This is a genomic window from Thalassovita sp., from assembly GCF_034670005.1.
GTDB lineage: Bacteria > Pseudomonadota > Alphaproteobacteria > Rhodobacterales > Rhodobacteraceae > Thalassobius.
This window is the reverse complement of record NZ_JAXMOH010000005.1, coordinates 168,924-183,015: the sequence shown is the minus strand read 5'-3', so window position 1 is coordinate 183,015 and position 14,092 is coordinate 168,924. Positions and strand designations below refer to the sequence as shown.

Genomic DNA, 14,092 nt, shown 5'->3' with positions numbered 1-14,092 from the left:
ACTGCCGTAGCGCGTTTCCCCTTCTCATCGACATTCTCTGTCTTATCGCAGACATTCCGTCGTATTGCGCGTCAATGTGCACTTTCGCACAGAGGATTGCTCGTCTGGGACCATGACAGTGGCGAAAACGCCGTTATAACTACGGACCGGGCTGCACGGCCCTGTTTCTGACCCCGCATTTCAAGGTGATCACATGACGACGCAATACGTTCCGCCCAAGGTCTGGACCTGGGACGAAGAAAACGGCGGCGAATTCGCCAGCATCAACCGCCCCATCGCCGGGGCAACCCATGATGCCGCCCTGCCCCGTGGCGACCACGATTTCCAGCTTTATTCACTGGCCACGCCCAACGGGGTGAAAGTAAGCGTGATGTTCGAAGAACTGCTGGAAGCCGGGCATTCAGGCGCGGAATACGACGCCTGGCCGATCAATATCGGCAACGGCGACCAGTTCGGGTCGGAATTTGTCGAGGTGAATCCCAATTCCAAGATCCCGGCGCTGCTGGATCTGACCGGGGAAACCCCGCTGCGGCTGTTCGAAAGCGGTTCAATGCTGCTGCATCTGGCCGACAAATTCCGCGCCTTCCTGCCCGCAGAAGGCCCGGGGCGAACCGAAGCGCTGAACTGGTTGTTCTGGCAGATGGGCAGCGCGCCGTTCCTCGGCGGTGGATTTGGCCATTTCTTTGCCTATGCGCCGGAAAAATTCGAATATCCGATCAACCGCTACGCGATGGAAGTCAAACGCCAGCTTGATGTTCTGGACCGGCAGTTGGCCGAACGGCCCTATATCGCGGGCGATGAGTATACCATCGCCGATATCGCGATCTGGCCGTGGTATGGCCAGTTGGCGCGCGACAAGTCCTATCCCAATGGGGCAGAGTTTCTGGATGTGGGCCGTTACACCCATGTTCAGGACTGGGCCGAAAGAATCGCGGCCCGTCCGGCGGTCAAGCGCGGGGTGATGGTCAACCGGCTGCGCGGCAACGAAAACGAACAGGTTCCCGAACGCCATTCGGCGGCGGATTTCGAAGGCAAGGCGCTGTAACCGGGTCCGCCGACGGGACTGCCCCCCAATCGGGGCGGTTTCGCGGCGGAATTCTGTGCCGCACTGTCGTTAAAAAAATTGCTGCAAACGACGCATTTTGGCACTTGCGCTAAAAATGCCTTTTGCTTAGAAAGCGCTCCACACCACAGCGTGTCCCGTTCGTCTATCGGTTAGGACGCCAGGTTTTCAACCTGGAAAGAGGGGTTCGATTCCCCTACGGGATACCATTTTCCAAAAAATGGTATTTGCCGCCTGACTCCCAGTCAGAAAATTCCGTTCGCCTGTTGGACTTCGCGGATATAGCGCACGATCATTTTCACATCCGCATCGGTGACACCTTCGACCGGAGGCATATCGCCGAACGGCCAGTGATGTGACCTTACCCCGCGCCTTGCTGCCATCACAAAGGACAGGTCCGCGTGGTGGCCCGGTTCATAAATTTTGTGGATCAATGGCGGGGCAATTCCGGTCTGACCCGCCGCGTTTGGGCCGTGACAACTGGCGCATTTCGCATCGAATGCACGTTGGCCCATCCGGGCCGTTTCAGACAAGGTTGCAGGCAGGGTCACCTGTACGATCTGCGTACCGCGCGGCGGCTCTGCCTGCGCGAAGCCGGCCTCACCACCGGGTGTTGTACCAATGAAAGAGTAGGCAACACCAGCGGCAGCCGCGATAGCAACCGCCGCGAAGATTTTCTTGTTCATATGATCTGTTCCTGCCCTGTTGAGCGCGTTTCCGGTCCGGTTGAACCACCTTCCAGCGCAGGAAGGTCAATGAATGAAAACGTCTGTTCACCAGAACTTGAACAGGTGCAGGGTCAGTCCTGATCGTCCTGAGGGGCGTCGGGGTCGGCCTGTCCGACCCCTTTGAACACGGCCTTGAACGGCAGTGCCCAGACGATACCCAGACCGATATAGATCAGCAATTCCAGCCAGATCGGCGGGCGGTCGATCATGTTCACGACGCTGACCGCCACCACGATATAGGCGGGCAGGCCGATCAGCAGGATGACCAAGGACCAGCGACGGCGGGCTTTGTAGTTAAGCGCCATCAGTCTGCGAACGGGTCAGTAACGAGGATGGTGTCATCGCGTTCGGGCGAGGTCGACAATAGGGCGACAGGACAGTCGATCAGTTCTTCGATATGGCGAACGTATTTGATCGCGTTGGCGGGCAGATCGTTCCACGACCGCGCCCCTTCGGTCGATTCCGACCAGCCGGGCATTTCTTCGTAGATCGGTTTGCAGCGCGCCTGCTGGTCGCTGGCGGTGGGCAGATAATCCAGCCGTTCACCGTCGAGGTCATAACCGACGCAGATTTTCAGCACATTGAACCCGTCCAGTACATCGAGTTTGGTCAGCGAAATACCGTTGACCCCGCTGGTGGCGCAGGTTTGCCGCACCAGCGCCGCATCGAACCAGCCGCAGCGGCGTTTACGCCCGGTGGTGGTGCCAAATTCATGGCCGCGTTCGCCCAGCCGCTGACCGTCTTCGTCGAGAAGTTCGGTCGGGAAAGGTCCTTCGCCGACGCGGGTGGTGTAGGCCTTGACGATGCCCAGCACGTAATCGATCGATCCCGGGCCGATGCCGACCCCGGTGGCGGCCTGCCCGGCGATTACATTCGACGAGGTCACAAAGGGATAGGTGCCGAAATCAATATCCAGCAATGCGCCCTGCGCGCCTTCGAACAGGATGCGTTTGCCCGCCTTGCGCTTTTCGTTCATCACCTTCCAGACCGGAGCGGAGAAGGGCAGGATCTGCGGCGCGATTTCCTTCAACTTGGCGATCAGCGCGTCACGGTCAACCGGGTCGATGCCCAGCCCCTTGCGCAGCGGATCGTGGTGCTGCAGCGCGCGGTCGACCCGGGCTTCCAGCGTGGCCGGGTCCGCCAGATCGGCGACACGGACGGACCGGCGGCCCACCTTGTCCTCATAGGCCGGGCCAATGCCGCGACCGGTGGTGCCGATTTTGGTGCCCTTGCTGGCGGCTTCTTCACGGGCGCGGTCCAATTCGCCGTGGATCGGCAGAATCAGCGGGGTGTTTTCCGCGATCATCAGGGTTTCGGGAGAAATTTCGACCCCCTGGGCGCGGACCGTTTCGATTTCACTGATCAGGTGCCAGGGGTCCAGCACGACGCCATTGCCGATCACCGACAGCTTGCCGCCGCGCACCACGCCAGAAGGCAACGCGTGCAGTTTGTAGACCTTGCCATCGATCACCAAGGTATGGCCGGCATTGTGGCCGCCCTGAAAGCGCGCGATCACATCGGCGCGTTCCGACAGCCAATCCACGATCTTGCCTTTGCCTTCATCGCCCCACTGGGCGCCGACCACGACGACGTTTGCCATTACTGGTTCCTTTTCTGGATCAAACCCGCGTCCGTATATATCCCACGATACCACAGGGAAACCGGAAATTCGCCGCGGCACTGGACAGGGGCCGCCGTTTGCGCGATTCATGACCGACGCGCCGGGCTGTGCAAGAGGGACAAGATGGGATTATTGCTGCGCTGGGTTGTGGCTTTCATATTACTGGCAGCCACGTTCAACCCGACGGAATGGAACTATACCACTTGGGCGATGACGCATTATGCCGACCAATTGCCAATGGCGGTATTGCTGGGGCTGTTGCTGACGATCGGCTATATCATCTATCTGCGCGCCACGCTGCGTTCGATAGGCGGCTTCGGCATGTTTTTGGTTCTGGCGGTGATCGCTGCGCTGATCTGGGTTCTGTATGATTACAAGATGCTCGATCTGCACAATCCGACAATGAACACGTGGATCGCGCTGTTGGCGCTGTCGATCGTTCTGGGCATCGGGCTGAGCTGGAGCCACATCCGTCGGATGCTGTCGGGGCAGTACGATATTGACGATGTGGACGAATAATCGCCCCGTGCGCTGAGCCAGAGCGCAGCGGTCCTTGAAAACGTTACCTGTTATCCGTTCAGAGCGGACAGATCACACCAGCCATAGGCGTGTTCATTCATATCCCCGCCTTGTGGATCCGCGCGTTCGGCCACGGTTTCCCCGGACAGCGCCCGATAGAACGCACCCGCATTCGTATTGGCCGAAATCACCCAAAGCGCCGCTGCGGTTTCCCCGGATTTGATCAGTTCCGCCGCCATCGCGCCCATCAGCGCCCGGCCCAGACCTGTGCGTTGATGGGATTGTTCGAGATAGAGCGAGGTGAATTCGCCGCCAAATCCCTCTGCCACGAGCACCGCATCCCGTTGCGGGCCGTACGACCCAAAGCCGACGATACGGCCATCGGTTTCGACCACCAGCGCACCACCCTGACCGCTTTGCGTGAATTCAGTCAGGATTTTCTGCCACGATTTGGCGCGATCCTCGATCCCGATCCGGTCGATCAGGGCATCGGGCAGGATGCCGCGATAGGTGGTGTTCCAACTGGCGACCTGAACCTGCGCGATGCTGGCAACGTCGTCGAGAGTGGCCGGGCGAATCTGGTATTGTGTGCTCATGGCGCCTTTGTGATACCTTGCGCACACAGGAACAAGTCCGGGGATCGGAATTGCGTCTGGCCCGGCGCTTCGGGGTTGCGCCATCGGGCCATAGACCTTAAGTAGCCGCATCGAACAAATCCGAAGGCTGCTCCATGGAAAACGTCGTCCTCATCATCCACCTTCTTCTGGCGCTGTCGCTGATCGGTGTCGTGCTGATGCAACGCTCGGAAGGTGGCGGTCTGGGCATGGGCGGTGGCGGCGGGGCCGTAACGGGCCGCGCGGCAGCAACCGCGCTTGGCAAAGTGACCTGGGTCCTGGCCATCGGATTCATCTGCACCTCGATCGCGTTGACCGTTATCGCGGCGGAAAAATCGGCCGGAAGCTCGGTTCTGGATCGTGTCGGCACCGATGCCGCCACGACACAAGAAACCGGCGCCGAAGCCGAAACGACCGCCCCCGCTGCGGGGAGTGGATTGTTGCCGCCGTCGTCGGGTGACGACGCGCCACTGGTTCCGCGCGCCGACTGACCACAAGCGATTGAGACATCAAAGATGACCGCAACAGCATCTTGCGGTCGTCTTGCTAATTATTCACGAATCTAGTATGGCTTGAGTCCCGTGGTGCTACGGTTTTTCGGAACCGTAGGGGCTTGGTTTTTGGTGTGCTATCACCAATCGAAATTCACGGGGGATGCCTTCAATATGGCTCGTTTCATCTTCATTACCGGTGGTGTTGTTTCCTCGCTTGGCAAGGGGCTTGCCTCTGCCGCGTTGGGCGCATTGCTGCAGGCCCGTGGCTATTCGGTGCGCCTGCGCAAGCTCGATCCCTATCTGAACGTCGATCCCGGCACGATGAGCCCGTTCGAGCATGGCGAGGTCTTCGTTACCGATGACGGTGCCGAAACCGATCTGGATCTGGGCCATTACGAACGCTTCACCGGGGTGCCGGCTCGGATGACCGACTCGGTGTCTTCGGGACGGATTTATTCAAATGTTCTGGAACGTGAACGGCGCGGCGATTATCTGGGCAAAACAATCCAGGTGGTTCCACATGTCACCAACGAGATCAAAGATTTCCTGGCCATCGGCGAGGACGAGGTCGATTTCATGCTGTGCGAAATCGGCGGCACTGTCGGCGATATCGAAGGTCTGCCGTTTTTCGAAGCGATCCGCCAGTTCAGCCATGACAAACCGCGCGGACAGTGCATTTTCATGCATCTGACGCTGCTGCCCTATCTGGCCGCCAGCGGTGAGCTAAAAACCAAACCGACCCAGCATAGCGTGAAGGAATTGCAATCGATTGGCATCGCGCCGGACATTCTGGTCTGCCGGTCCGAGCATCCGATTCCCGAGAAAGAGCGCGAAAAGATCGCTCTGTTCTGCAACGTGCGCAAAGAGGCGGTGGTCGCGGCCTATGACCTGAAATCGATCTACGAAGCACCTCTGGCCTATCACCGTGAAGGGCTTGATCAGGCGGTTCTGGATGCGTTCGACATCGCCCCTGCCCCGCGCCCCGACATGCGGAAATGGGATGACGTGGTCGACCGGATTCACCACACCGATGGTGAGGTCAATATCGCGATTGTCGGCAAATACGTGCAGCTGGAAGACGCGTATAAGTCGATCAAAGAGGCGCTGACTCATGGCGGCATGGCCAACCGGGTCAAAGTGAATGTCGAATGGGTCGATGCCGAGATTTTCGACAATGAAGACCCGGCTCCCTATCTGGAAGGGTTCCACGCGATCCTGGTGCCCGGCGGGTTCGGCGAACGCGGTACCGAAGGTAAGATCAAGGCGGCGCAATTCGCCCGCGAACGCAAGGTGCCCTATCTCGGCATCTGCCTGGGTATGCAGATGGCGGTGATCGAAGCGGCGCGCAATGTCGCCGGGATTGAAACCGCCGGGTCCGAGGAATTCGACCATGAGGCGGGTAAAAAGCGATTCGAACCCGTCGTGTATCACCTAAAGGAATGGGTGCAGGGCAATGCCAAGGTGCGCCGCAAAGCCGATGACGACAAGGGCGGCACGATGCGGTTGGGCGCCTATCACGCCCACCTGACACAAGGGTCGAAAGTGTCCCAGGTTTATCATTCCACCGAAATCGACGAGCGCCATCGCCACCGCTACGAGGTCGATATGAAATACCGGGAAAAGCTGGAGGCCTGCGGGCTGAACTTCTCCGGCATGTCACCCGATGGCCGGTTGCCCGAGATCGTGGAATGGACCGATCATCCTTGGTTCATCGGGGTTCAGTTCCATCCTGAACTGAAGTCGAAACCGTTCGATCCGCATCCTCTTTTCGCTGATTTCGTGCGTGCCGCCGTGGAAACGTCGCGCCTGGTCTAAGGCGCACGGGGTCTGCGCGACACAGGGGCAGGCCAGCGCTGCATGGTGGCAGGCTGGCAATGCGAGATTCATGGTGGGGGCACCCGTACAAATGGGCGCGAGACACGGCTTCAGATCGAGTTGTCTCGAATCGATGCCGGTTCAGCTATGCAGCCAGATCGGTTCGAAAAGAGTCCGCAGCAGGCTCGATCTGGGCCGCGTTTGGGGGGCCATCAGGATGGGGCGCGGTGCGAGATCCGAAATCGATTCCAGCCGGGTTTCGTCGAACACCCAACGCCCCTGCCGCCCCTGATCACGATCCTCAGACTGACGTGCGATCCACTGACCCGCCTCTTCCCGGACCGGGCCAAGACCGATATTCGGATCGGGCAAATAGAAGCCACAGCTGATTTTCTTGTGCAGACAATCCAGCAAGGCAACCCGCGCGGTATGTTCCAGCGGCACCTCGTAGCAGTCCAGATAATTGAACTGTTCGGGTTTACCATTCAGGAACACCCGTATCGCGGTGGCAAGGTCCAGCCCCAGCTTGGCCATAAGCCGTCCCAGATAGCGCAGATCGCCATCCCCCCAGTCGAAGGCCAAAGCTTCGGCCCGGATCGGTTCAATTCCGTCGTCACGGGGGATAATAGACGGACCGGTTTCTGACGGGGCGTTGTCGGTCTTGTGTCTGATGTGGAACATAGCGTTTACCTGCTAGCCTTGGATTTTGTCCATAAGTCGTTTCAGTCATTATTTACTGGCATTGGCGGGAAAACTTGGGTGTGAAAAAGGCAAACTCGTGACTTTTCAGTCCAAAGCTACTTAATTTTATTTCGCACTTTGCTTTTTTTGGAAAACACTCCACCCTCGCGGCCATCAGGAGGAGCCAAAATGAGCAAAGGTTACTGGGTGGCGCATGTCGATATCGACGATCCCGCGCGTTACGAAGATTATAAACGGGCAAATGCTGCGCCCTTCGCCGAATACGGCGCGAAATTTCTGGTCCGGGGCGGTCCCGGGGTGACCAAGGAAGGCGCATCGCGCGCCCGAACCGTGGTGATCGAATTCCCCAGCTATGAGGCCGCGGTGGCCTGTTACGAATCAGAAGGCTACCAGAAGGCCAAAGCGCTTCGTGATCCGATTTCCACCGGAGATCTGGTGATCGTTGCGGGCTATGACGGCTGAAACCGGGGTCCGGCGAAACACAGGTAGTACCCAACCCTACCTTTTTTCCCGGCCCGAGGCGATTCGGATAAATTTCGCTTTCTCACTTGCGGCATAAATGCGTTATCCTGTGGATATGTTTGCAAACATCCTCAACGCCCTGACCGGGCATAAAGCACAAGAAGAATTGCCAGAGCCAAATGCAGCCTTGGCTCTGGGCGCGCTTTTGGTCAGGGTCGCGAAGTCCGATCACAGCTATCAGGTCGAGGAAATCAAACGCATCGACCGGCTTCTGGCCCATATCAATGGCCTGTCGGTGGTCGCGGCCGCCAAGATGCGCGCCACTTGCGAAAAGCTGGAAAAACGCGCGCCGCCGACCGAAATCTTTGCCGAACTGATCCGCGAGGGCGTCGATTTCGAAGACCGCCTGATGGCGTTGGAAGCAATTTGGCAGGTGGTGCTGTCAGACGGGGCTCAGGTCAACGAGGAGATCGAGATCGTCACCCGGGTACAGCACGCGTTGGGATTGAGCGAGGCCGACAATCTGACCGCCCGCAACCGGGCACAGGAAAGCGCGTGATGCCGACTTGGATTGCCACCCCGCCGGGTCTATATCCTCACTATGTTTGCTGATTTTCTGAAACGGCTGGCGCAACCAGCCCCCGCCCCGATGAATGGCCCGGATGCCCGGTTGGCGTTGACCGCGCTTCTTGTTCGCGTCGCCCGGTCCGATGGTCGCTATGACCCCGATGAAATCACCCGGATCGACAGGATCGCCGCCACCCGGTACCGGCTGGATCCGGCCGGGGTGCAGGACCTTCGTTGCCAGGCCGAACAGCTGGAAGCCGAAGCCCCAGACACCGTGAGATTCACCCGCGCGATCAAGGACGCGGTCGCCTATGACGACCGCATCGGCGTGATCGAGGCGCTGTGGTCGGTGGTTCTGGCCGATGGTGTGCGCGATCAGCACGAAGACGCGTTATTGCGGATGGTGTCGAATCTGCTGGGCATCAACGACCGCGACAGTGCGCTGGCCCGGCAACGGGTGGAAAAAGCCGGCTGAAGACGCCCCGGCGCAGGCTGGCTGCTTTGACGAAAAAATGACAAATTGCAGATGACCGAGGGTCAATTTGGCGGTTTCTCTGTAGGTTTTCCCATTTTGAAAGTTGCACTGATCGTTTTTTTCGTCCCTATTCTTTGCTTCAAACGGGGATAGAAAGAACAGGGGCGGCTTTGTCCGAACAGGATCCAGTCATCGAAATCAACGGCCTGCACAAGGCGTATGGCAGCCTTGAAGTGATCAAGGGGGTCGATATCATCGCGCGCAAAGGGGATGTGGTATCTCTGATCGGATCCTCCGGATCGGGTAAATCCACCATTCTGCGCTGCGCCAATCTGCTGGAAGACAGCCAGCAGGGTGAAATCCTGTTCAAGGGCGAACCGGTAAAATGGCATGGCGAAGGTCTGGCGCGGCAACCGGCGGATTCAAAACAGGTTCTGCGCATCCGTACCAATCTCAGCATGGTGTTCCAGCAGTTCAACCTGTGGGGCCATATGACCATCCTGCAAAACGTGATGGAGGCTCCGGTCACCGTGCTGGGCCGCGACCGGGCCGAGGTGGAACAGGCGGCGCGCGGCTATCTCGACAAAGTCGGGATCGGCGACAAATGCGACGTGTTCCCGGCGCAATTGTCCGGCGGCCAGCAGCAGCGCGCGGCGATCGCGCGGGCATTGTGCATGGAACCCGAGGCGCTTTTGTTCGACGAACCGACCTCGGCGCTGGATCCGGAACTGGAACAGGAAGTGATCCGGGTGATCCGGGATCTGGCCGCCGAAGGCCGCACCATGCTGATCGTGACCCATGACATGAAAATGGCCTCGGATATTTCCAGCCATGTCGTGTTCCTGCATCAGGGTCTGGTCGAAGAACAGGGTCCGCCCGAGACGCTGTTCGGCGCACCGAAAAGCGAACGGCTCAAACAGTTTCTGTCGGCCACCGTGCATGGGTAAAAGCACGGGTCCGGCTGAATAAACCGAAGTTCAACATTGGGAGAACATGAATGAAAAAGCTGATCCTCAGCACGGCTGCTCTGGCGCTGACCGCCGGGATGGCCATGGCCGACACCGTACGTATGGGAACCGAAGGCGCCTACCCTCCGTGGAACTTCATCAACGACAGTGGTGAAGTCGACGGCTTCGAGCGCGAGTTGGGCGATGAGCTGTGCAAGCGCGCCGAACTGACCTGCGAATGGGTCACCAACGAATGGGATTCGATCATCCCCAACCTGGTATCGGGTAACTACGACACCATCATCGCCGGCATGTCGATCACCGACGAACGCGACGAGGTGATCGATTTCACCCAGAACTATTCGCAGCCCGATCCCTCCGCCTATATGGCGATGACTGACGATGTCGATCTGTCCGGCGGCGTGATCGCGGCGCAGACCGGCACCATTCAGGCCGCGTTCGTCGCGGCGTCCGGCGCGACTTTGGTGGAATTTTCCAGCCCCGACGAAACCATCGCCGCCGTGCGCAATGGCGAAGCCGACGCGGTTCTGGCCGACAAATCCTATCTGGCCCCGATCGCGGACGAAAACGACGACCTGATGCTGCTCAGCAAGGAAGAGCTGATCGGTGGCGGTGTCGGCATGGGCGTGCGCGAAAGCGATGGCGAACTGAAAGCTAAGTTCGATGCTGCTATCCAGTCGATGAAAGACGACGGCAGCCTGAACGCGCTGATCGAAAAATGGGAAATCGGCGCCACGTTCTAAGCGCCCCTGTCAGGGGGAGGCGCTGCCTTCCCCCTGACACTGTTCCACAAATATTCAAACCCGCCCTCTCCGTCCAAGCGAGGCTCACCATTTTTTCCTATTGCGCAGATCCCGACACGCTGTCCGGCCTGAGTTGGCTGTCTTGCTACCTCACTACTGGTAAGCATATGGGCTTCTACGTGTCTTTCGGCACGGTTCTTCTGCTGCTGGCGATCACCGCGCCGGTGTCGCTGGGGTTTGGATTCGTCGGTGCGATGCTTGCCCGGTCACGTGTGCTGCCGCTTGCCTGGATCGGCAAAGCCTATATCGCGATTGTCCGGGGCGTGCCCGATATCGCCTTTTTCCTGTTCTTCGTAATTGCATTCGATCAGGCGATTGAATGGATCAGGCATAAAACACTGTGCCCTGACTGGACCGATCCTATCCGGCAGGGCAACGATTTCGTGGTCTGCGACGCGGCGAAAATGCCGTTGTCAAGCGCGGCGCAATGGGTGCACGAAGTCTATGGCTTCACTCTGGCTGTGATCACCTTTGCCATCGTGTTCGGTGCCTTTGCCGCCAATGTGCTTTATGGCGCGATGCGCGCAGTGCCACATGCGCAGATGGAAACCGCCGAAGCTTACGGCATGAACCGCCGACAGGCATTCTGGCGCATCATGGTGCCGCAGATGTGGGTCTATGCCCTGCCCGGCCTGTCCAACCTGTGGATGGTGCTGATCAAGGCGACCCCTCTTTTGTTCCTGCTCGGCGTCGAGGACATCGTTTACTGGGCACGGGAACTGGGCGGGGCGAAGACCGCGAAATTCACCAGCTACCCGCATGGCGACTGGCGCATGTGGTATTTCCTGGCGCTGCTGGTGTTCTATCTGGTCTTTACCAAACTGTCCGAAGTCGTTCTGGAACGACTGATGGTCAAACTCAGCAACGGACAGGCGACGCTGAGCGGTGAGAAGCAGAGAAAGGCCAAAGCATGAGCTGCTGGATCACCATTCAGGATTATGCACTGCGTTCGATCGGCGTGGGCGCGCGACTGCTGCCGAAAGAAGATTTCACCCTGTGCCAGCAATTCACCCTGATCGGGTCGGGGATGATCTGGAACATCTATTTCGGGACGCTGGCGCTGTTGTCGGGGTTCTTTCTGGCCACCGCACTGGCGCTTGGCAAAAACGCCGAACACCCGCTACTGCGCAAAACGTCGGAATGGTTCATTTTCATTTTCCGCGGCTCGCCTCTCTTCATTCAGTTCTTCTTTGCCTATTTCCTGTTTCTCAGCCTGAAACAGGTCAGCCCGATATTCGCGCCCTTCACCGCCGCCTGGCTGGGGGCGTTGGTGACACTGTTTTTCAACACTGCCGCCTATAGCGGTGAAATCTTCTATGGAGCGCTGCGCTCAGTACCCAAGGGCGATCTGGAAGCCGCCGATGCCTATGGGTTCTCGGGTTGGAAAAAATTCCGCAAAATCACCTGGCCGACCATGCTCAGGCTGGCCTGGCCGGCCTATACCAACGAAGCGATTTTTCTGTTTCACGCCACCACGCTGGTGTATTTTTCCGGCTTCCCGGCATGGCGGCAAAAGGGCGATGCGCTCTATTACGCCAATTATTTCGCTGACAAGACCTTTAACCCGTTCATCCCCTACCCGATTCTGGCGGGCTATTTCATCCTGCTGACTTTGATCGTGGTGTCGTGCTTTGGTCTGATGAACCGCCGTCTGAACCGGCATTTGCCACACGGATTACGGCGAAAAATTCGCTTGCGTCCGAACCTGATCCGGTAGTAGACAATATTTGATCAAATTTTTGGGTGACTGTTTGCGGGAAAACTCCGTTAAACTGGATTGCTACAACCCATCACAGAAATTTTGATCAAATAACTAGGACCAAGGGCATGGACCTGACGCTTGAACGCCCCCGTTTCTACGGGCTTGCGTTTCCCGCACGGGCACGGCCTCATCAGGCGTATGACGATGAATATGAAAAACTGGCTGAGAAAGCATCCCGAGGTGCGCACCATCCGTGTAGCCGCCGCCGACCTGAACGGTCAGCCGCGCGGCAAGCGGATTCCAACACGCTTTGCCGACAAGGTGGTCGAAGACGGCACCCGTTTTCCGGTGTCGGTACTTAATCTCGACATCTGGGGCGAAGATATCGACGACAGCCCGCTGGTGTTCGAAAGCGGCGACCGCGACGGCGTGCTGAAACCGACCGAGCGCGGCTTCATGCCGATGCCATGGCTGTCTGCCCCATCCGCTTTGCTGCCAATCTGGATGTTCCGCGAAGATGGCAGCCCCTATGATGGCGACCCCCGTCAGGCGCTGCGCGCGGTACTGGACCGCTACAAGGCACGCGGACTGACCCCGGTCGTCGCGGTAGAGTTGGAATTCTTCCTGATCGACGATTCAGGCCGCAAACTGCAAATTCCGATCAGCGAACAATCCGGCAAGCGGCGCAAAGGCGCCGAAACGCTGTCGATCCGGGCGCTGGACGCGTTCGACAACTTCTTTACCGACCTTTATGACGCCTGCGAAGAAATGGACATTCCCGCAGACACCGCGATTTCCGAAGCGGGTCTGGGTCAGTTCGAGATTAACCTGATGCATTGCGACGACGCGCTGCGCGCGGCCGACGATGCCTGGCTGTTCAAGATGCTGGTCAAGGGATTGGCGCGCAGTCACGGATTTGCGGCCAGCTTCATGGCTAAACCCTACGAAGACTACGCCGGGTCCGGGCTGCACACCCATTTTTCGGTGCTGGATCAGGATGGTAACAATGTCTTTGACGATGGCGGCCCAAAAGGCACCGACACGTTGCGCCACGCGATAGCCGGTTGCCTGAATGCGATGGCCGACAGCACATTAGTCTTTGCGCCGCATTGGAACAGCTATGACCGCATGGTGCCGGGCGCACATGCGCCGACCGGGATCTGCTGGGCCTATGAAAACCGCACTGCGGCGATCCGGGTTCCGTCCGGCGACCACAAGGCGCGGCGGATCGAACACCGGTTTGCGGGGGGCGATGTGAACCCCTACCTGATGCTGGCGGCGATTCTGGGTGCGGCACTGACCGGGATCGAGGACGGGATAGAACCACAAGACCCGATCACCGGCAATGCCTATGCGCTGGACCTGCCACAGGTACCCAACACTTGGGGCGCGGCGATCGACGCCTTTGAACAAAGCGAGGTCATCAAGCGGATTTTTGCGCCCGAACTGATCCGCAATTTCATCCTGACCAAGCGGCAGGAGCTGCATTACATGGGTGAGCTGACGCCAGCGGAACGTGTCGAGATATACCTCGACACGGTGTGACGGGGCGCTTGCGC

17 protein-coding genes and 1 tRNA gene are annotated in these 14,092 nt (G+C 58.7%); 13 read left to right on the top strand and 5 right to left on the bottom strand.

The features are described 5' to 3' along the window. The first annotated feature begins 193 nt into the window (after positions 1-193). Both yghU and VOI23_RS11595 read left to right on the top strand, forming a co-directional pair. Positions 194-1,045 carry a glutathione-dependent disulfide-bond oxidoreductase gene (gene yghU, locus VOI23_RS11600; RefSeq protein WP_323784967.1) on the top strand — a complete coding sequence of 284 codons (852 nt, stop codon included), beginning with the start codon at positions 194-196 and terminating at the stop codon, positions 1,043-1,045. A 152-nt stretch (positions 1,046-1,197) separates the two neighbouring features. Further along, positions 1,198-1,272 (top strand) — tRNA-Glu (locus tag VOI23_RS11595). 36 nt (positions 1,273-1,308) lie between these two features. Here the strand turns inward: VOI23_RS11595 and VOI23_RS11590 are convergent. The 3 genes from VOI23_RS11590 to VOI23_RS11580 form a co-directional block, all read right to left on the bottom strand. Further along, the gene (locus tag VOI23_RS11590) at positions 1,309-1,749 is read right to left on the bottom strand and encodes a cytochrome c (RefSeq protein ID WP_323784966.1); all 441 of its coding nucleotides are present in this window, start codon (positions 1,747-1,749) and stop codon (positions 1,309-1,311) included. Positions 1,750-1,862: 113 nt separating this feature from the next. Further along, on the bottom strand, positions 1,863-2,096 hold the full coding sequence (locus VOI23_RS11585) for a DUF2842 domain-containing protein (RefSeq protein WP_323784965.1): 234 nt from the start codon (positions 2,094-2,096) through the stop codon (positions 1,863-1,865). Next, positions 2,096-3,391, bottom strand: a complete 1,296-nt coding sequence (locus VOI23_RS11580) for an adenylosuccinate synthase (RefSeq protein ID WP_323784964.1) — start codon at positions 3,389-3,391, stop codon at positions 2,096-2,098. Before VOI23_RS11580 ends, VOI23_RS11585 begins: the two co-directional genes overlap by 1 nt. Before the next feature lie 144 nt (positions 3,392-3,535). Here VOI23_RS11580 and VOI23_RS11575 point away from each other — a divergent pair, with 144 nt between their 5' ends. Continuing rightward, entirely contained in the window at positions 3,536-3,931 is a 396-nt protein-coding gene (locus VOI23_RS11575) for a DUF6524 family protein (protein WP_323784963.1), read from the top strand. A gap of 50 nt (positions 3,932-3,981) precedes the next feature. On the opposite strand, the gene VOI23_RS11570 is transcribed toward VOI23_RS11575, so the two are convergent. Beyond that, positions 3,982-4,527, bottom strand: coding sequence for a GNAT family N-acetyltransferase (locus VOI23_RS11570; protein WP_323784962.1), 546 nt, complete (start codon positions 4,525-4,527; stop codon positions 3,982-3,984). 134 nt (positions 4,528-4,661) lie between these two features. On the opposite strand from VOI23_RS11570, the gene secG reads away from it, so the two are divergent. Then, positions 4,662-5,036, top strand: a complete 375-nt coding sequence (secG, locus tag VOI23_RS11565; RefSeq protein ID WP_323784961.1) for a preprotein translocase subunit SecG — start codon at positions 4,662-4,664, stop codon at positions 5,034-5,036. A 174-nt stretch (positions 5,037-5,210) separates the two neighbouring features. Next, on the top strand, positions 5,211-6,854 hold the full coding sequence (locus VOI23_RS11560; protein ID WP_323784960.1) for a CTP synthase: 1,644 nt from the start codon (positions 5,211-5,213) through the stop codon (positions 6,852-6,854). Positions 6,855-6,995: 141 nt separating this feature from the next. On the opposite strand, the gene VOI23_RS11555 is transcribed toward VOI23_RS11560, so the two are convergent. Continuing rightward, a complete protein-coding gene (locus VOI23_RS11555) occupies positions 6,996-7,535 on the bottom strand; it encodes a hypothetical protein (protein ID WP_323784959.1) in 540 nt (179 codons plus the stop codon). Between the two features lie 189 nt (positions 7,536-7,724). Here VOI23_RS11555 and VOI23_RS11550 point away from each other — a divergent pair, with 189 nt between their 5' ends. From VOI23_RS11550 to VOI23_RS11515, 8 genes are all read left to right on the top strand, one after another. Continuing rightward, the gene (locus tag VOI23_RS11550; RefSeq protein WP_323784958.1) at positions 7,725-8,018 is read left to right on the top strand and encodes a DUF1330 domain-containing protein; all 294 of its coding nucleotides are present in this window, start codon (positions 7,725-7,727) and stop codon (positions 8,016-8,018) included. Between the two features lie 115 nt (positions 8,019-8,133). After that, complete coding sequence (locus tag VOI23_RS11545; RefSeq protein WP_323785012.1) at positions 8,134-8,577, top strand: TerB family tellurite resistance protein; 444 nt, start codon at positions 8,134-8,136, stop codon at positions 8,575-8,577. 42 nt (positions 8,578-8,619) lie between these two features. Then, entirely contained in the window at positions 8,620-9,060 is a 441-nt protein-coding gene (locus VOI23_RS11540; protein ID WP_323784957.1) for a TerB family tellurite resistance protein, read from the top strand. Positions 9,061-9,230: 170 nt separating this feature from the next. Continuing rightward, the gene (locus VOI23_RS11535) at positions 9,231-10,007 is read left to right on the top strand and encodes an ABC transporter ATP-binding protein (RefSeq protein WP_323784956.1); all 777 of its coding nucleotides are present in this window, start codon (positions 9,231-9,233) and stop codon (positions 10,005-10,007) included. A gap of 50 nt (positions 10,008-10,057) precedes the next feature. After that, the gene (locus tag VOI23_RS11530) at positions 10,058-10,771 is read left to right on the top strand and encodes a transporter substrate-binding domain-containing protein (protein ID WP_323784955.1); all 714 of its coding nucleotides are present in this window, start codon (positions 10,058-10,060) and stop codon (positions 10,769-10,771) included. 89 nt (positions 10,772-10,860) lie between these two features. Further along, positions 10,861-11,745 carry an ABC transporter permease gene (locus tag VOI23_RS11525; protein ID WP_323785010.1) on the top strand — a complete coding sequence of 295 codons (885 nt, stop codon included), beginning with the start codon at positions 10,861-10,863 and terminating at the stop codon, positions 11,743-11,745. Next, positions 11,742-12,548 carry an ABC transporter permease gene (locus VOI23_RS11520; protein WP_323784953.1) on the top strand — a complete coding sequence of 269 codons (807 nt, stop codon included), beginning with the start codon at positions 11,742-11,744 and terminating at the stop codon, positions 12,546-12,548. The genes VOI23_RS11525 and VOI23_RS11520 overlap by 4 nt, the downstream gene beginning before the upstream one ends. A gap of 195 nt (positions 12,549-12,743) precedes the next feature. Next, positions 12,744-14,078: a glutamine synthetase family protein gene (locus VOI23_RS11515; protein ID WP_323785009.1), complete on the top strand. Its 1,335-nt coding sequence runs from the start codon at positions 12,744-12,746 to the stop codon at positions 14,076-14,078. The last annotated feature ends 14 nt before the right edge of the window (positions 14,079-14,092 follow it).